Genomic DNA, 16,224 nt, shown 5'->3' with positions numbered 1-16,224 from the left:
TCATTTATTGGCAACTGACTCGTTCGGATGCTGATAAACCCGAACTACCAATGCCTTCGGTCCCCCATCGGTTGGTAATGACGACACTCCGCGATCTGGTTGGTATCTACCTCCGCGGCCTCGGTATGGGGGCGGCGGATGCAGTCCCCGGGGTTTCCGGTGGGACCATCGCGCTGATAACGGGGATCTACGAACGACTGATCGGGGCGATCACCGCCGTCGACCCCAGTCGGCTCCGCACCCTTCTCGGCGGGCTGCGAGCCGAGGGGCGACCAGAGGCGCTGGCGGCGCTTCGGGAGATCGATACGCCGTTCCTCCTCGCGCTGGGTGCTGGCATTGCAACGGCGGTCGTGACCGTCCTCCGGGTTATTGCGGTCCTCCTGGAGACCAACCCGGTCGAGACCTACGGCTTCTTTTTCGGGCTGATCGGGGCCTCGGCGGCGGTCCTCTACAGCCACGTCTCGCTGGCGACACGCGGTCGACAGGCGGCCGCCACCGGGGGGTTCCTGCTGGCGTTTCTGCTGTCAGGCTACGCGGCCGGGGCACTTGGCTCGTCGCTGCCGGTGATCTTCGCCGCCGGGGGGCTGGCGGTGAGTGCGATGATCCTCCCCGGTGTCTCAGGGTCGTTGCTGCTGCTCATGCTCGGCCAATACGAGTTCATGTCGAACGCACTGAGCCAGTTTACCGACGCGCTGGCTGGCGTTCTCAACGGCGGGGGTATCAGTGCAGTCGTCGACACCGCAACGCCCGTGGTGACGTTCATGGCTGGCGGCGTCGTCGGTCTGTTGACGATCGCCCACAGCGTGCGCTGGGCGCTTGACCGCTACCGGGAGGCGACGCTGGTGTTTTTGGTGAGTCTCATCGTCGGCGCGCTGCGGGCCCCGGTCGAACAGACGACGATCGAACTGGCCGACGCGGGTACGGTCTGGACTGTGGAAACGGTCGGGCTGTTTCTGCTGTTTGCGGTCGGCGGCGCGGCCGCGGTCCTCGTCGTCGACCGGCTGGCTGGGGGGATCGAGCCGAGTAGCTCACAGCCCGCGTAGCTGGTCGGGGTGTTGGCCGACTACGTTATTCCCGCGGGACGGCAATGTTTCGGAGCTGGCCACCGCACTCGCCGCAGGTCGCCAGTCGCTTGTCGCTCGTCGTCCGGCGACTGCAGTCGAGACATTCGAAGTAGTTCGTCTCCGGTGTGTAGGGGTCGACAGCCGCGTTATTCGGTATCATACGACAGCTTAGAAATCATTCAACGTATAAACCTTTTCGCCGGTATACGCTAATATACTCTAATTTATTAACCCAATTTAAGGTTAAATACACAATTTTATCCGAATAAAATCACACATATGAATACTCGGCGGTTCTGGATCGGGTCGCAGGTTCGGCTGTGGGCCTCCTGTCTCGACCGGCGCGGCTTCCGACAAGGTATATTTAAATCCGAGGACGGCCTCCGATTCCGATATGAGCGCAGCGCTTCGTCGACCGACAGACAGGACGTGTGAACGGTGTGGGAGAGCTGAGCAGTGGAATCCGACGACCGACTCGTGGGAGATCGCCGACGACGAGCCGGGCAGCATCTACTGTATTCACGAGTGGGATATCAACGGCCGATTCATGCCGTTCGACGAGTAGTCGACACCGACGCGTCGTCGACGCCGGTCGGTCACCACGAGTCATCGGCTATTTACGTCTCGGGGTCAGCTATGAAGGTAACCAACGCGCGGTTCCCGTACAGTAGCGGCGGAACATCGAATCGGGTCCTCGGCTCCGGCGACCTCCTGCGGTTCGCTTTCGGCCTGCATTGATCCTCTCGATTTCCGCCGCTGTGTGCGCGTGAACCGCTTCCGTTCGGCATACCTATGGAAATCGAAATCGCAACAGTTGGCGGCTACGAAGAAGTTGGACGACAGATGACGGCGGTCCGGATGGACGACGACATCGTCGTCTTCGATATGGGCCTCAACCTCTCGCAGGTACTGATTCACGACAACGTCCAGACCGAGCGCATGCACAGTCTGGACCTCATCGACATGGGCGCGATCCCCGACGACCGCGTGATGAGCGAACTCGACGGCGAGATCAAGGCCATTGTCCCGACCCACGGCCACCTCGACCACATCGGTGCGATCCCCAAACTCGCCCACCGCTACGACGCGCCCGTCGTTGCGACGCCCTTTACCATCGAACTCGTCCGCGAGCAGATCCGCGACGAGGACAAGTTCGACGTCGGCAACGACCTCCAGGTGATGAACGCGGGCGAAACCATGCGGATCGGCGACCAGGTCGACATGGAGTTCGTCAACGTCACCCACTCGACGATCGACGCCATCAATCCGGTGCTCCACACCCCTGAAGGGGCCATTGTCTACGGCCTCGACAAACGCATCGACCACGACCCCGTCCTTGGCGATCCGTTCGACATGCAGCGATTCAAGGAGATCGGCCGCGAGGGCGACGGCGTCCTCTGTTACATCGAGGACTGTACCAACGCCAACAAGAAGGGCCGAACCCCCTCCGAGTCGGTCGCCCGAAAGGAGCTCCACGACACCATGCTCAGCCTCGAAGACTACGACGGCGGGATGGTGGCGACGACGTTCGCAAGCCACATCGCCCGCGTCTCCAGCTTGCTTGAGTTCGCCCAGGAGATCGGCCGCAAACCGATCCTGCTGGGTCGGTCGATGGAGAAATACACCGGCACGGCGAGCCATCTGGACGTCGACCTGCCGGACGATATCGAGATGTACGGTCATCGACGGGCCATCGACCAGAGCCTCAACCGCATCATGAAAGACGGCAAGGAGAACTTCCTGCCGATTGTGACGGGCCACCAGGGCGAGCCACGCGCGCTTCTCACCCGGATGGGCCGCGGCGAGACCAACTACGACTTCGACAACGGCGACAAGGTGATCTTCTCGGCGGGGATCATCCCCGAGCCGACCAACGAGGGCAACCGGTATCAGTCCGAGCGCCTCCTCAAAATGCAGGGCGCACGCATCTACGACGACATCCACGTTTCGGGCCACCTCCGCCAGGAGGGCCACTACCAGATGCTCGATGCCCTGCAGCCGAAAGAGCTGATCCCGGCCCACCAGAACCTCAAGGGGCTGTCGGGCTACGTCGACACCGCCAACGCCTTCGGCTACGAGGTCGGCCGCGATATGCATCTCAGCCGGAACGGTAACATCCATCAGATAACCGAGTAGTTGACCCGGACGCGCGAGGCATCTTTTTTATTGCGCTGAAAACGGTCGACGCTACTGAAACCCTCTTGGAGGTCCGAATAGCTGCCTTTCGACCATCTATCTTGAACAATCGATATCGATGTTCTGTATATGTTGATTTTATTAAAGAATGTATCAAATAGCTTAAGTAGGGAACCCTGCCAGTTCTATGCACTATCGATGGGGTTACAATCGTACTTCGGTCTCAGTGAACACGGGACAACCGTCAGAACAGAACTGGTTGCCGGGCTGACGACGTTTTTCGCGATGTCGTATATTATCGTCGTTAATCCGCAGATACTGTCTGCGGCGATCAGCATCGAGGGGTATTCCGACGCGGAAGTCTTCCAGATGATCGCGATCGTCACGATCATCACCTCCGCGATTGCGATGGTCGTGATGGGGCTGTATGCGAACCGTCCGTTCGGCCTCGCTCCCGGACTCGGCCTCAACGCCTACTTTGCGTTTACAGTCGTGGGAGTTGGGGCAGGGGGTCTCGGCGTTCCATGGCAAACCGCGCTCGCGGCCGTCTTCGTCGAGGGAGTGATCTTCATACTCCTCACAATCACCGGCGCGCGGGAGTACATCATCAATCTGTTTCCCGAACCGGTCAAGTTCGCAGTCGGGGCGGGTATCGGCGTCTTCTTGTTGATGATCGGTCTCCAGGAACTCCAGGTCGTCGTCGCCGACGAGGCAACGCTTGTCACCCTCGGCGATATCGGATCGAACCCGGTCGCGCTGCTGGGCGCACTCGGGGCGGCATTAATCTTGATCCTGTGGGCACGCGGCATGACCGGCGCGATCCTCATCGGCGTCATCACGACCGCGCTCGCAGGGTATGCGGCAACGTTTGCGGGGCTCGTCGGGCCGGGCGTCCTCGTGGATGAATCCGTCCTCACCCGACTAAGCGAGGAGGGGGCTGTCTCGCTTGTCACCGGTATTCAGTACGATATCACGCCGCTGGCCGGGGCGTTCCTTGAGGGCTTCTCGGATATCGAGCCGCTGACCTTCGGGCTCGTCGTGCTAACCTTCTTCTTCGTCGACTTCTTCGACACCGCTGGCGCGCTGATCGGTGTCGGCCAGTACGGTGATTTCCTCGACGACGATGGCAAACTTCCCGATATTAATAAACCGCTGATGGCCGACGGAATTGGGACGACCGTCGGAGCGATGCTCGGGACGTCGACGATCACGACGTTCATCGAGTCGTCGGCCGGTGTCGAGGCCGGGGGGAAAACGGGACTGACCGCCCTGACGGTCGCCGGGCTGTTCCTGCTTATGCTCCCGTTCGTCTCGATCGCCGCGGCGATCCCGGCGTACGCGTCGTTCACCGCGCTGGTCGTCGTTGGGATCATCATGTTCAAAGGCGTCGCCGATATCGACTGGAACGATCCGGCCTGGTCGGTGCCCGCGGCGCTCACCGTGACCGTCATCCCGTTGACTTACTCGATTGCCAACGGGATCGCCGTCGGCATCATCAGCTATCCGATCATCAAGACCATGGTCGACGGGCGGGGCGACGTGAGCGTCGGCCACTGGACGATGGCGGCGACGCTGACGGTCTACTTCTATATCCAGACGAGCGGGATGCTACTCTGAGCGGTCAGTCGGCACTCGGCTGTCCGCACCCGGTCTTCTCGGAGGTGTTCGGCTGGCGCTCCCGTGAACTGGGAATCCGCCGGACGGTTATGTAGATCTGCTCGAATCGGTCGACCGTTGGGATGATCTCGATAAGCAAACTGCTCTGTGACCTCGATGCCGAAAGCGACGGGCTCCGGTATGCCGCCGCCGAGGAGTCCTCGAAGCCCCAGATCACCGAGTCCAAGCAGCGCCGCCCGGTCGTCGTCTGGAACATGACCCAACAGTGTAACCTCTACTGTAGCCACTGTTATGCTGGCGCGTGCGACGAGCCCGCTCCCGAGGAACTGTCGACCGACGAGGGGAAATACCTCCTCGAACAGCTCTCGGATTTCGGCGTCCCGGTCGTGCTGTTTTCCGGCGGCGAACCGCTCGTCCGCGAGGATCTCGCCGAACTGGTCGCGTATGCCACCGATCTCGGCATCCGGCCCGTGCTGTCGACCAACGGCACGCTGCTGACCCGCGAACGAGCCCGCGAGCTCAAGGAGGCGGGCCTCAAATACGCGGGCGTCTCGGTCGACGGCCTGGAAGCTCGCAACGACGAGTTCCGCGGCGAGGAAGGGGCGTTTCAGGCCGCGGTCCGCGGCATCGAGGCCTGTCTCGATGTCGGCCTCAAAACCGGGCTCCGGTATACGATCACCAAGTACAACGACGCCGACCTGGAGGGCATTATCGACCTCCTGACCGACGTGGGCGTCGACCGCTTTTGTTTCTACCACCTCGACTACGGTGGCCGTGGCGCGGAGATTGTCGACGCCGACCTAACGCCTGAAGAGAAACGCGAGGCCGTCGAGACACTGTGCGACCTGACCCGGGAGTACCACGACCGCGGCGAGGAGATCGAGACGCTATTGGTCGGCAACTACGCCGACGCCGGGTTCCTCGTCGAGTACGCCCGCCGGGAGCTGGGCGAGGCCCAGGCGAAAGAAGTCGAGGCCTACCTCCGGCAGAACGGCGGCGACCCGACCGGCGAACGTGTGGCCGACGTCGACCCCACCGGCGACGTACACCTCAACCAGTTCTGGCAGAACTATACGGTCGGCAACGTCCGGGAGCGAACGTTCGGCGAGATCTGGACCGATGAATCCGACCCAGTACTCCGAAAACTCCGCAACCGCACCGAGTATCTCACCGGCCGGTGTGCCGACTGTCAGTACAAGGAAATCTGCCGGGGTGGCTCGCCGCTCCGTTCACAGACCGTCAACGACGATCTGTTCGCGCCGGACCCACAGTGTTACCTCTCCGACGAGGAGATCGGGATCGTTACCGCGGACTGAGACACGAGACGGAACTGTCGCAGCTTTTTACGAGGCCGCTTGCATCGACCACACCGCCAGGAGGCCGAGCAGGACGGCCGGGACCAGCGGCAAGGCGAGGAACGTCGCAAAGAAGGTCCAGCCGAGTTGGGCCGGGGCGGTCGGATACAGGTAGATCGCTCCAGGAATCACCAGAAAGCAGACCACGACGCCAGCGACGAGCAGCCAGCCCTGTTTGCCGAACCCCTCGCCCTCCGGCTCGCCGGTGTAGGGTTCGGAGCCGCTGGCCGAGTCGGCCTCTTCGACTCCTTCCGGCCGGTGGACGTAGCCAGTGTCGCCGTCGGCCGGACCGCTGGAATCGGAACTCATTGTCGGAAGTCGTCGCTCGCGGGCCAAAGCCCTCCCGGTTTCGGTCGCCTGTCGCCCGCTCGTCGGTATTCGAGGACTTTTAAGTCGCTGGGTGTAACTGACTGCCATGAGCAAGCAGGAACCACGCGAGCAGTCGGGCAAAGACCCGAATCTGCGGAGCAGCGAAGTCACCGAGGGTACCGATCAGGCCCCATCCCGGGCGATGTTCCGGGCGATGGGTTATGATGACGAGGACCTTTCGTCGCCGATGGTCGGCGTCGCCAACCCCGCCGCCGACATCACGCCCTGTAACGTCCACCTCGACGACGTGGCAGAGGCCGCCTACGAGGGTGTCGACGAGTTCGGCGGCATGCCGATCGAGTTCGGGACGATCACCATCTCGGATGCGATCTCGATGGGCACCGAGGGGATGAAGGCCTCACTTATTTCCCGTGAGATGATCGCCGACTCCGTCGAACTCGTCTCGTTTGGCGAGCGGATGGACGGCCTCGTCACCATCGGCGGCTGTGACAAGAACATGCCGGGGATGATGATGGCCTCGATCCGGACGGATCTCCCCTCGGTCTTCCTCTACGGCGGCTCGATCATGCCCGGCGAACACGACGGCCGTGAGATCACGGTCCAAAACGTCTTCGAGGGCGTCGGCGCGGTCGCTCAGGGCGAGATGGAGGAAGACGAACTCGACGAGATGGAGCGCCACGCCTGTCCCGGCGCGGGCTCCTGCGGCGGGATGTTCACCGCCAACACGATGGCCTCGGTCAGCGAGGCCCTCGGCCTCGCCCCGCTCGGCTCGGCGGCCGCCCCGGCCGAACACGAGGATCGCTACGAGATCGCCGAGCGCGCCGGCGAGATCGCCGTCGACGCCATCGAAAACGACCGCAAACCCTCGGATATCCTTACCAAGGAATCCTTCGAGAACGCCATCGCCCTCCAGGTCGCCACTGGCGGCTCGACCAACGCCGTGCTTCACATCCTCGCGATGGCCGCCGAAGCTGGCATCGACCTCGATATCACGGAGTTCGACGAGATCTCCCGCCGGACACCGAAGATCGCCAACCTCCAGCCCGGCGGCACCCGGGTGATGTACGATCTCTTCGAGATCGGCGGCGTGCCGATCGTCCTGCGCCGCCTCCTGGAGGCCGACCTGATCCACGGCGACGCGATGACCGTCACCGGTCGCACCATCGCCGAGGAACTGGCGCATCTCGAAGCGGAGGGACTGATTCCCGACGACGATGCCATCGAGGCCGACTACCTCTATACGGTCGACGACCCCTACTCCGAGGAGGGCGCGATCAAGATCCTCACCGGCAACCTCGCGCCCGACGGCGGCGTCCTGAAGGTGACCGGCGACGACAAGTTCCACCACGAGGGCCCGGCCCGCGTGTTCGAAAACGAGGAGGATGCGATGGCCTACGTCCAGGAGGGCCACATCGAATCGGGCGACGTGCTCGTCATCCGCAACGAGGGTCCACGCGGCGGCCCCGGGATGCGGGAGATGCTCGGCGTTACCGCGGCCGTTGTCGGCGCGGGCCACGAGGACGACGTGGCACTGCTCACTGACGGCCGATTCTCGGGTGCAACGCGTGGCCCGATGATCGGCCACGTTGCTCCCGAAGCCAAAGACGGCGGCCCCATTGGCCTGCTCGAAGACGGCGACACCGTCACCGTCGACATCCCCGAACGGGAACTGTCGGTCGACCTCTCCGACGCGGAACTCGACGCCCGCCGCGAAGCGTGGGAGCCGCGGCCGCCGAACTACACCAACGGCGTGCTGGCGAAGTACGCCCGCGACTTCGGCTCGGCGGCGAAAGGCGCAGTGACCAATCCTGGACTCGTCGACGACGAGTAGGCAGTCGCTACGATTCGTTCACCGGATCCGAAGCGGATACTTTTCAACACCATATATAAACGAACTCCGGATCGGCCGGAGGTCGGTCTCGACCGGCTCGATCGTCTCGAACCGTTCGAGCAGCGACTCAAGGGCGATCTTCGCCTCTAGCCGAGCCAGCGGCGCGCCCAGACAGTAGTGGGTGCCGTAGCCGAACGAGAGGTGTTGATTCGGTTGCCGATCCGGAACGAACTCGTCGGGGCGGTCGAACATCCGTTCGTCGCGGTTGGCCGAGCCGAGCCACGCCACCACTCCCTCGCCAGCCGGAATCTCCCGACCACCGAGGTCGATCGGTTCGGTCGTCACCCGGAACAGCGCCTGGACGGGCGACCGGTAGCGGAGGGCTTCCTCGATGGCGGTCGACAGTTCCGTCTCGCCGCTCCGGAACTCGTCGAACAGACCGGACCGTGACGTGAAACACCGCATGGCGTTCGTAATCAGGTTCGTGGTCGTGATGTTGCCCGCGACCAACAGCAGGGTACAGAAGCCGACCATTTCCCGCTCCGAAAGGCGGTGGCCGTCGACCTCGGCGTCGATGATCGCCGTAATAAGGTCGTCCTGTGGATCGGCCCGCCGCGTCTCGATCAACGACGAAAAATACTCGCTCATCTCGCGTTGGGTCTCCCGCTGGCGTTGTTGGAAGGACTCCATCTCGGCTTCGGTGGTCGCCTCAGGCCGTTCGATCAAGGTGTCGGACCACCGCTTGAACATCGCGCGGTCGTCGGTCGGGACGCCCAGCATCTCGGCGATCACGTCGACCGGCATCGGATACGCCAGCTCGGAGACGAGATCGAACTCGTCGTTGAGATCGTCGAGATACCTCTCGGTCAATCCCCTGATGCGATCGGCCTGCTCGTTGATTGCACGCGGGCTGAAGAACTCCGCGACGACACCCCTGAGCCGGTCGTGTTCCGGCGGATCGGCGAACAGCATCGTATCGAACACCGGCGGCGGTTCGCCCTCCGAGTCGGCGATCTCCTCGCCGAACCCCGCGGTCGCCGGATCAGCCGAAAACAGTCCGTCGTTGTCCAGGACGTATTTCACGTCGTCGTACCGGAACACGTCCCACAGTTCGCGGTCGGCGTCGTACCGAACCGGCGAGTCGGCTCGCATCTCCCGATACCAGCCGAACGGTTCGAGCCACTGCTCGCGGCTCGACAACGCTTCGGGAAAGCTCACTGCCGGTCGGCTGGGGTCGGCTGCACTCATATATTCATTGTGGCAGTTCAGTTCCCTAACCGTTGGCAGCCGTCGGATTCGCTGACTCTCAACATCACAAAATAGTATCCCGAGGCGGTGAGTTGATATACGCAGCGCCGAAGCGCCACTGATGAAACACTGTCCCAGCTGTGGGCGGCGGCTTCGGCGGCAGACTCCGGACAACGCCGAGTACGGCGTGCCAGCGGTCGATGGGCGTCAGTATCCCGACCGCTGTCCGTACTGCGAGGCGGCCGTCTCGCACCACGAGTAGCCCCAAACTACTCCGAGTAGCTGTTTCCTACTCTGCGCACCTGTTGACGACGCCGTGACACTGCAGACCTCGACTCAGTTATAAAAGCCGAACGGTAGGTAGCCACAGTCTACCGGCTGCACAGTCGCCGTAATCACATCCTACCAGTCGGCAAACGGCTCGCCGCGCTGGCTGTGTGCAATGTAGTCGGTCTGCATGGCTGCGATCGCCCCAGTGAGCGAGGCTCCGCTGTCGAGTTCCTCGCGTACACGTGCTTTCTTCCACTGGCTCGGCGTCGCTCTGCGCTCCCAGCGGTCGACCATCGGTGCGAGCAGCCGCTCGATCTCGCCGTCGCCGAGGCCCTGTTCTCGGAGGCCGCGCCGAGCGAGATCGAACAGGTCGGGATAGATCTCCTGAGGGTCACTCGTCGGCTCGCCGTCGGTGGTGATCCAGGACAACTCGGCGTCGAGTCCGTCGTCGACCGCGTTGTAGAAGCTCCCTTCGGCATCGGTCCAGTCCAACTCGACGAGCGGGTGGTCGGCGGCGACGATTCCCCGAACCAGTCCGGTCGTGAGCCAGTGGAGGCTCAACACGTCCTGGACGGTCGGCTGGGTCGGCAGCGGGCGGTACTCGATGCGGAGCGAGCCGCCGTCGCCCGCCGCATCGCCGCCGAGGATCGGCCGCACCCAGCGCCAGTAGGTGCCGTACTTGTGGGTGAACTCCCAGTAGGGTTCGACCGCGGCGGCCGTCTCGTCGGTCGGCGTTTCGGCCCACTCGCTGAGGAACGGCCCGCAGGTCCAGTCGTCGACGACGCGGTCGACGATATCGGTCGGCGTCTCGATATCCCGCGGACAGCAGGCTTTGGGACCGTCGCCGACGTTGACCGTCCCCTCGAAGATCGGAATCCGGAGTTCGTGCGGCGTCTCCGCGACCAGCCGCTGGGGGTCCTCGACGGCGTTGTAGAGGTCGCCGGGCAGAAACGGCGAGTTGGTCGACAGCGCGAGCACCGGCCCCAGCGTTCTGACGGCCGCATTGAAATAGGTCGGAAACCGGTCGGTGTCGGGGACCTGAAGATGGGGTTGGATCGAGGTCGTCAGCGACTCGACGAGGATCGTCGAAAACCGGTGGTCTGCGCCTGGCACCGTGATCTCGATCGCGCCGTCGGCTGCCCGGCGGAGCGTGTTGTCCATCGCACAGTAGCGTGGCTTGGCTGGCATATTGGTCGCCATCCGGATGTCGCCGTGGTGGTCGATCGAATCAAGATACGAAAGGCTCCCTTCGGTGGGTGGGATCGTCCACATCCCATCGAGGATCGCCTGCTGGCCGTGTTCTGACAGCGTCTCCTGGAGCCCGCCGACTGCCGCCCGCAGTTCGGCTGACTGGGCCTCGACACCCGCGGAATCGAACCGCTGGGGGCTGGCGTTGAGCTCGACGTTGTGACGGCCGATCTCCCGGGTATATGTTCTATCGGCGAAGACCGTCTCGTCGATCCGTGTGAGCGCGCCCGTCCCACCGACCGCGTACAGTTCGAGCTCCAACCCGACGGCGAACCCGCTGCTGTCGAAGGCTCCCCTGTCGAGTTCGGCTCGGAGCCGGTCGGCCTGCTCGGCGACCCGCCGGTCGAACGTCGCCTGCGTGTCGTCGTCGAGCGCCCGCCGGACGGTCGCCACCACGGAGTCCATACCTGCTGGTACTGTGTCCGGTTCCATAGGGTTTCGTGCTTCTGGCTCCGTCTGCGCCCGTTGGCCGACGCTACGCAAACCCCGGCGGCTCCGTATCGTCGTCCAGCCGGTCGGCCCCACCCGGTGGCTCTGTCTGAGGGTGGTGCAGATACTCGCCGATGAGCTCCTGGAGCTGTTGGCAGCCCGTCTGTGGACAGTAATCGACCCCGTGGTAGTGTTCGGCAGCGTAGCGCGGATGAAACGCGTTGAACTCGTCGTGGGCGTAGACGTCCGTTGCCCCATCCTCGGTTCGAAACAGCATGACGTGGAGCTGTCGGTCGGCCAACACCCCGTCACGCCGGGCCCACGATCCGGCCTCGCTGCGGCCGTCGGGGAGGGTTTTCCACGCCGACAGCGGCATCCGCTCGAAGCCGTGGGCCGCAAGCAGCCGGTCGACGTCCTCGACGGGCGCATCGATCCGGCCCGCATACTCCCGCGGTTTGAGTTCGTAGGCCGCATACCCCACGCCGAGCCGAGTGGCCAGCCGGTCGAGTCCTGGCAACACCGCCGCCCGGCCCCGGTTCCAGAAGGTTGCCGCCGGACCGCGATGGGTCGGTTGGAGGACGCCATATAACAGAACCAGCCCGAAGGTCGCGACGACCGGTGCTGCGATCACCATTATCGGCTTCTTCGTGGCGGCCGACAAAGCCTTTGTGTCGCCGCCATGGCTCTATTGGGATCTATTCCCATGGGGAAATCCGGACTGTCGCTTCGCGGGCTACTCGTGGGTAAAGAGGAACGGGCGACCGTCGTGGTCGGCGCTCACACAGAGGTCCATCACGTCCGACAGCGAGAGGCTGGTCTGGTCCTGTTTACAGACAACCAGATAGTCGAAGGGGTCGCCGCAGGCCGGACAGGCGATCGAGGTCGTGTTCTGGTAGGTCGCCATCATCTCGTTGTCCCGGCGGGGCGTCAGGTAGTTCACCAACTCGTCGAGCGACTCCTCCTCGTCGATCTCTGGTTCCGCGGCCTCGCTCGTCGCTGTGTCGTCCATGCTATATCTAGCCACACCGTGGAAAATAAAGACATCGCCTACGCGGTCCGCAGACAGTCGATCGCGGTTTCGACCGCTTCGACCGCGCTCGTGCCGACGACGTAGGTGATCGGCTCGATCCCGAAGGCACCCTCGTGGTAGAGTACTCGGGGGACGCTTCCTCGATCCTCCAGGAGCGCCCGAATCCGCTCGGTGCGGTTCTCGTAGCTCGCATCGAAGACGACCGTATCGAGCCCCTGTTCGGCGGCCGAATCGAGCAGCGCCTCGGAGGTCGCGAGGTTGACCGCGCCGCGGATCTCGGAGTCGACGGCCATCACGGCCAGAATCGTTCGGGCGACGTGCTGGGAGGCCCCGAACTCGGGGTTCGAGGGGACGTTGACCCGGCCGCCCATCGCGTGGACCCGACCCGGAACGGCCGCGATGTCGGTCTCCTCGTCGGCGGCGGGCAGCGCCATCCCGATGTTCGAGCCGACGTTCGGCACGTGGTCGCCGACCGCGGGCGTATTGGCGAACTGCCGGACGGCGTGGCGAACGTTCCGCAGCACGTCGCGTTCGGCCTGGAGTCGGTGATCCTGGCCGCGCACACAGAGGTCACAGCCCATCCCCGCCAGTGCGGGCATCTCCTCTTCGTGGACTGCACAGATCGGCCCGCGGTCCTCGAAGGCCTCGATCAGATCCAGGAGCTCCGACAGCGCCTCGTAGTCGTCGAGCGTCCCGGTGGCGAACCCCTCGGCGATGTACTCGACAGTCTCGACCATCCGGGGGTCCTCGGCAAACCGCGGCTCGCCCGTCTGTTTCCCGCTGAGGTATTTGCTGACGGCGGCTTGGGAGATCCCGAGTTTGGCGGCAATCTCCTGTTGGGCCAGCCCCCGATCGTCGAGTTCGACCGCCAGCATCGAGCGGACGGTCGGCAGAAACCGATCGACGACGATCTCGCTCGGCAACTGGAGGGTCATCGGTCACCCCGTTGATACATGGCACTCATTTGAAGGAGCTACTCACGTCGGGGTCTTATATATTCACACCGTCTCAGCGGCTGCCGACACGCTCCGCCGACGCTTCGCGTTGCAGATCGAACAGTCTCCAGGAGCCATCTTCGGGTCGGAGCTCGGCCGTCGTCTCGGTCGTCGACCCGTCCCACTTTTGAGTGAACGCGACGACGACCCGATCGGACGCTGTTTCGATTCGGTCGACGTCACCTTCGATCGAGTGGTCGACTGTCTTCGCCCGGCGGAGTTCCTTCCGCGAAACCGGGTCGGCGACCGCCCGTGGATGGTAGAGGTCGTGAATCGCCGGATCACCGCTGTCGAGCCGATCGACGAACCCCCGGACGACCGCTTCGGGGCTTCGGCCGGGTGGCTGTGTGTCGCCCTCACGCTCGTTTTCGTGGTTAGGCCCCTCGTCTCCGGTCGCCGAGCCGTCGTACAGCAGGTGTTGGTACGGCTCGTACGTCGATGGGTCGACCATCCGGCCGCTGGATTCGAAGGCCTGCTGGATAGCTCTCACAAGGTGCCGCATCTCGATGGTTGGCTCGTTTGACTGCGCCTCGTCGGCCGCCAAAATTGCAGCCGTCTGGGCGATCTGTTTAATTCGGCCGCCGGTAAACTCGAACGAAGACAGAAACCCGTAGTCGATCTCGCCGAGCGGCGCGTCTTCGGGGAAGATATCCTGCCAGATCGCACTCCGGGTCGACTGCTGTGGCTGTTTAAATGATACCGTGTGATCGAGTCGGCGCTGGAAGGCCGAGTCGATCGCCGAGGCGTAGTTGGTCGTCAACAGCACCACGCCGTCGTAGGTTTCGATCCGCTGCAGCAGGTAGTTCACCTCGGCGTTGGCATATCTGTCCGTGGAATCCGAAACCTCGCCTCGCTCGCCGAAGACGGCATCGGCCTCGTCGAACAGCAGGATGGCGTTCGCGTTGGTTGCGGCCTCGAAAATCTCTTCGAGGTTCTCCTCGGTCTCGCCGATGTACTTCGAGACCACCGACGAGAGGTCGATCCGGTAGAGGTCCATCCCGAGATCGCCCGCGAGGATTTCGGCGGCCATCGTCTTGCCGGTCCCCGAGGGGCCTTCGAACAGCCCGACAACGCCGGTGCCGCGGCTGAACTGTTCGGCGAAGCCCCAATCGTCGTAGATCCGGGCCTGCTGGGCGATGTGGGTCCGCACGAGTCGGAGTTTCCGCCTCGTCTCCGGCCGTACCTGTATTTCGTCCCACTCGCTGTCGGGCTCGATGCGGTCGGCCAACTCGGCCAACTCGTCGGCCGACTGCGCACGACAGCCGGTATAAATGTCGTCGGCAGTCAACACCTCGCCGTCGGCGAACGACCGGGCCGTCGACAGCGCCGCCCGGAGCTGCTCGTGGGTGAGTCGAAACGTCCCGGCGAGTACCCTCGGCTCGACCTCGTCGGGAAGCTCGGCCGCATGGCTCTGCCAGAACTCCCGTCTGAGGTCGACCGAGGGGTAGGGAAACTCGATGATGGCGTCGATCTCCGTCGACATGGTTTCGGTTGGTGTCCAGGACTCGCGGCCCGTCACGAAAACCGACTGATCGAGGTTCGCAAGCACGTCGAAAACGGCTTCCAGCGTCGGCGTCTCCGGACTCTCCGTCGCCATGGTCGCATTATACAGGTGGAGCGGTCGACCGAGCAGGGCGGCCTCCCGGCCCAGCCAGTCGAGCACACCGGCGTCGAGTGCGGCCGCGAGGTCGATTTTTAAATACCGATCGGTGGGACAGACGGCCTCGACGGCCCGGTGTTTCTCGCTTGCGGGGCCATACCAGTAGCAGCGGTGGCCGCCGTCAGCCGCCGAAAGCGACGTGAGCCGCTCGCCGAGCGCGTCGTCGACAGCAAGCTCCGAGAGGGTGGCTGTGGCCTCGCAGTCGACCAGCCCCCGTTGGCTGTGGTTTCCCCGGGCGTGCTCGGACAGCGTGGCATCGAGATCGGGGTCGACGCCGTCGTAGCCTTTGAGATACTCGACGATCCGATCGGCAACTGTGATGCGCTGACGGCGGCTGCCGACCGCGGGAGCAGGACTCGGCTGAAGTTCGATGAGGTCGTGCCGACGGAGCGGCGAGTCGCTGCTGATGAGGGCTCCCGCAGCGATCTGTTCGGCCCGTGTGCGACCGAAGAGGTCTTCGATAAAAAGCGGGGTCGGTCGGTCGAGTGACTGGTGGTTCTGAAGCTCCTGGAACCGTCTCGCAAACGACTCATCGAACTCCGGGGCCATCGCCAACATGAGCACGTCCAGATGTCGGCGCGACAACTCACACGTCTCGGCAAGCACACGCAAGCGCAGCCGCGTCGCGTCGGTTTTTCGGCACTGCTCGCGGATCGTTTCGGTCCGCTTGGTAATCTCCTGGCGAGCCGCCGCCGGCAGCGCCAGCGGGAGCGCCGCGGGCTCCCGAATCAGTCGCTCACCGGTGACCGTTGACCCCGTATCGTCCGACGCCGTTGGCGTCTCGGCCGATGCGTTCGGCTCGTCGGACTCGTAGGCCTCCAGGATGGCCTCGATGCGATCACACTCGTCGAGGAGGTGGTCCTGCGTAGCGGCGTAGCTCATCGGCGAGGAGTCGAGACCACAAGCCAGTCGGTAACCATGTCGACTGGCACTGGGGTTCGTTCTCCGGTTTAAAATATCGGTCCGAGAGTATTTATACAAAGCCGACACGAACCTCCTCAGAGCCTCTCC

Annotated in this window: 15 protein-coding genes; 7 read left to right on the top strand and 8 right to left on the bottom strand. The window is 63.7% G+C overall.

Going from position 1 to position 16,224, the window contains the following annotated elements:
* Positions 1-77 precede the first annotated feature (77 nt).
* A complete protein-coding gene (locus NO877_RS09105) occupies positions 78-1,043 on the top strand; it encodes a DUF368 domain-containing protein (RefSeq protein ID WP_256396022.1) in 966 nt (321 codons plus the stop codon).
* Between the two features lie 25 nt (positions 1,044-1,068).
* On the opposite strand, the gene NO877_RS09100 is transcribed toward NO877_RS09105, so the two are convergent.
* Positions 1,069-1,224, bottom strand: coding sequence for a rubrerythrin-like domain-containing protein (locus tag NO877_RS09100; RefSeq protein WP_256396021.1), 156 nt, complete (start codon positions 1,222-1,224; stop codon positions 1,069-1,071).
* Between the two features lie 234 nt (positions 1,225-1,458).
* Between NO877_RS09100 and NO877_RS09095 the strand changes: the two genes are divergently transcribed.
* The 4 genes from NO877_RS09095 to NO877_RS09080 all read left to right on the top strand — a co-directional run bounded on the left by NO877_RS09095 (position 1,459) and on the right by NO877_RS09080 (position 6,133).
* A complete protein-coding gene (locus NO877_RS09095; protein WP_256396020.1) occupies positions 1,459-1,629 on the top strand; it encodes an HEWD family protein in 171 nt (56 codons plus the stop codon).
* Between the two features lie 227 nt (positions 1,630-1,856).
* Positions 1,857-3,200: an RNase J family beta-CASP ribonuclease gene (locus NO877_RS09090; protein WP_256396019.1), complete on the top strand. Its 1,344-nt coding sequence runs from the start codon at positions 1,857-1,859 to the stop codon at positions 3,198-3,200.
* Between the two features lie 198 nt (positions 3,201-3,398).
* Positions 3,399-4,817, top strand: coding sequence for an NCS2 family permease (locus NO877_RS09085; RefSeq protein ID WP_256396018.1), 1,419 nt, complete (start codon positions 3,399-3,401; stop codon positions 4,815-4,817).
* A gap of 122 nt (positions 4,818-4,939) precedes the next feature.
* Positions 4,940-6,133 (top strand): TIGR04347 family pseudo-SAM/SPASM protein, encoded by a 1,194-nt coding sequence (locus tag NO877_RS09080; protein ID WP_256396017.1) that lies wholly within the window; start codon positions 4,940-4,942, stop codon positions 6,131-6,133.
* Positions 6,134-6,160: 27 nt separating this feature from the next.
* Here NO877_RS09080 and NO877_RS09075 read toward each other — a convergent pair whose 3' ends face one another.
* Positions 6,161-6,481, bottom strand: a complete 321-nt coding sequence (locus tag NO877_RS09075) for a DUF7977 family protein (RefSeq protein WP_256396016.1) — start codon at positions 6,479-6,481, stop codon at positions 6,161-6,163.
* 106 nt (positions 6,482-6,587) lie between these two features.
* Between NO877_RS09075 and ilvD the strand changes: the two genes are divergently transcribed.
* Entirely contained in the window at positions 6,588-8,333 is a 1,746-nt protein-coding gene (gene ilvD, locus NO877_RS09070) for a dihydroxy-acid dehydratase (RefSeq protein ID WP_256396015.1), read from the top strand.
* Positions 8,334-8,351: 18 nt separating this feature from the next.
* On the opposite strand, the gene NO877_RS09065 is transcribed toward ilvD, so the two are convergent.
* The gene (locus NO877_RS09065) at positions 8,352-9,581 is read right to left on the bottom strand and encodes a cytochrome P450 (protein ID WP_256396014.1); all 1,230 of its coding nucleotides are present in this window, start codon (positions 9,579-9,581) and stop codon (positions 8,352-8,354) included.
* 121 nt (positions 9,582-9,702) lie between these two features.
* Here NO877_RS09065 and NO877_RS09060 point away from each other — a divergent pair, with 121 nt between their 5' ends.
* Positions 9,703-9,843: a hypothetical protein gene (locus NO877_RS09060; RefSeq protein WP_256396012.1), complete on the top strand. Its 141-nt coding sequence runs from the start codon at positions 9,703-9,705 to the stop codon at positions 9,841-9,843.
* A 140-nt stretch (positions 9,844-9,983) separates the two neighbouring features.
* Here NO877_RS09060 and NO877_RS09055 read toward each other — a convergent pair whose 3' ends face one another.
* The 5 genes from NO877_RS09055 to NO877_RS09035 all read right to left on the bottom strand — a co-directional run bounded on the left by NO877_RS09055 (position 9,984) and on the right by NO877_RS09035 (position 16,095).
* Complete coding sequence (locus tag NO877_RS09055; protein WP_256396011.1) at positions 9,984-11,504, bottom strand: glutamate-cysteine ligase family protein; 1,521 nt, start codon at positions 11,502-11,504, stop codon at positions 9,984-9,986.
* A gap of 70 nt (positions 11,505-11,574) precedes the next feature.
* Positions 11,575-12,162 (bottom strand): hypothetical protein, encoded by a 588-nt coding sequence (locus NO877_RS09050; RefSeq protein WP_256396010.1) that lies wholly within the window; start codon positions 12,160-12,162, stop codon positions 11,575-11,577.
* Positions 12,163-12,261: 99 nt separating this feature from the next.
* The gene (locus tag NO877_RS09045; protein WP_256396009.1) at positions 12,262-12,537 is read right to left on the bottom strand and encodes a DUF7385 family protein; all 276 of its coding nucleotides are present in this window, start codon (positions 12,535-12,537) and stop codon (positions 12,262-12,264) included.
* Positions 12,538-12,575: 38 nt separating this feature from the next.
* The gene (locus NO877_RS09040; protein ID WP_256396008.1) at positions 12,576-13,493 is read right to left on the bottom strand and encodes a thiamine-phosphate synthase family protein; all 918 of its coding nucleotides are present in this window, start codon (positions 13,491-13,493) and stop codon (positions 12,576-12,578) included.
* Between the two features lie 73 nt (positions 13,494-13,566).
* Positions 13,567-16,095: an ATP-binding protein gene (locus NO877_RS09035; RefSeq protein WP_256396007.1), complete on the bottom strand. Its 2,529-nt coding sequence runs from the start codon at positions 16,093-16,095 to the stop codon at positions 13,567-13,569.
* Positions 16,096-16,224 lie beyond the last annotated feature (129 nt).

Source organism: Halohasta litorea, from assembly GCF_024494645.1.
In the GTDB taxonomy this organism is placed as follows: domain Archaea; phylum Halobacteriota; class Halobacteria; order Halobacteriales; family Haloferacaceae; genus Halohasta; species Halohasta litorea.
This window is presented reverse-complemented; position numbering and strand designations above follow the sequence as displayed.

What these genes read in the sequence shown, in the direction of transcription:
- NO877_RS09035 (WP_256396007.1), bottom strand. Translation starts at nt 16,095, where the DNA reads ATGAGCTACGCCGCTACGCAGGACCACCTCCTCGACGAGTGTGATCGC.
- NO877_RS09085 (WP_256396018.1), top strand. Translation starts at nt 3,399, where the DNA reads ATGGGGTTACAATCGTACTTCGGTCTCAGTGAACACGGGACAACCGTC.
- NO877_RS09060 (WP_256396012.1), top strand. Translation starts at nt 9,703, where the DNA reads ATGAAACACTGTCCCAGCTGTGGGCGGCGGCTTCGGCGGCAGACTCCG.
- NO877_RS09050 (WP_256396010.1), bottom strand. Translation starts at nt 12,162, where the DNA reads ATGGTGATCGCAGCACCGGTCGTCGCGACCTTCGGGCTGGTTCTGTTA.
- NO877_RS09065 (WP_256396014.1), bottom strand. Translation starts at nt 9,581, where the DNA reads ATGAGTGCAGCCGACCCCAGCCGACCGGCAGTGAGCTTTCCCGAAGCG.
- NO877_RS09055 (WP_256396011.1), bottom strand. Translation starts at nt 11,504, where the DNA reads ATGGACTCCGTGGTGGCGACCGTCCGGCGGGCGCTCGACGACGACACG.
- NO877_RS09090 (WP_256396019.1), top strand. Translation starts at nt 1,857, where the DNA reads ATGGAAATCGAAATCGCAACAGTTGGCGGCTACGAAGAAGTTGGACGA.
- NO877_RS09045 (WP_256396009.1), bottom strand. Translation starts at nt 12,537, where the DNA reads ATGGACGACACAGCGACGAGCGAGGCCGCGGAACCAGAGATCGACGAG.
- NO877_RS09095 (WP_256396020.1), top strand. Translation starts at nt 1,459, where the DNA reads ATGAGCGCAGCGCTTCGTCGACCGACAGACAGGACGTGTGAACGGTGT.
- ilvD (WP_256396015.1), top strand. Translation starts at nt 6,588, where the DNA reads ATGAGCAAGCAGGAACCACGCGAGCAGTCGGGCAAAGACCCGAATCTG.
- NO877_RS09105 (WP_256396022.1), top strand. Translation starts at nt 78, where the DNA reads ATGACGACACTCCGCGATCTGGTTGGTATCTACCTCCGCGGCCTCGGT.
- NO877_RS09080 (WP_256396017.1), top strand. Translation starts at nt 4,940, where the DNA reads ATGATCTCGATAAGCAAACTGCTCTGTGACCTCGATGCCGAAAGCGAC.
- NO877_RS09040 (WP_256396008.1), bottom strand. Translation starts at nt 13,493, where the DNA reads ATGACCCTCCAGTTGCCGAGCGAGATCGTCGTCGATCGGTTTCTGCCG.
- NO877_RS09075 (WP_256396016.1), bottom strand. Translation starts at nt 6,481, where the DNA reads ATGAGTTCCGATTCCAGCGGTCCGGCCGACGGCGACACTGGCTACGTC.
- NO877_RS09100 (WP_256396021.1), bottom strand. Translation starts at nt 1,224, where the DNA reads ATGATACCGAATAACGCGGCTGTCGACCCCTACACACCGGAGACGAAC.